This window comes from Neisseria sp. P0001.S005, from assembly GCF_051963715.1.
This window is the reverse complement of record NZ_JBQCTZ010000712.1, coordinates 1-387: the sequence shown is the minus strand read 5'-3', so window position 1 is coordinate 387 and position 387 is coordinate 1. Positions and strand designations below refer to the sequence as shown.

The following is a 387-nucleotide window of genomic DNA, read 5'->3' as shown; positions in this document are numbered from 1 at the left end:
TTTTCCAAACATTTACGAAATCTCTTCAAAAAGGCAACATAATTGGTTGGGCATTTTTGTTACAATGCCGCCGATTCAAAAAACCAAACAAATCAAAAACAAGGAAACATTATGACCACTACACGCCCACAAACCTATGATGCCGTCGCGCGCGCGTTGCACTGGCTGACCGTACTCGGTTTCATCGGCATCCTCTCCACCATTACCGTTTGGACCATCTACGATGGCGAAGAATGGGTCAAATCGCTCTTCGGCGTGCATAAATCCATCGGTTTCATCACGCTGCTGGTGATTGCCGTGCGCATTGTTTGGGCTTTGCTCAATGCGTCCAAACGTCCTGCCGCCGACAGCTTTGCCGCCAAAGCAGGCCACCTTGCCCTTTACGTC

Annotated in this window: 1 protein-coding gene; it reads left to right on the top strand. The window is 49.4% G+C overall.

Going from position 1 to position 387, the window contains the following annotated elements; genetic code table 11:
• Nucleotides 1-111 precede the first annotated feature (111 nt).
• On the top strand, nucleotides 112-387 hold a 276-nt coding region (locus tag ACTHSP_RS22510), incomplete at its 3' end, for a cytochrome b (protein WP_440347072.1).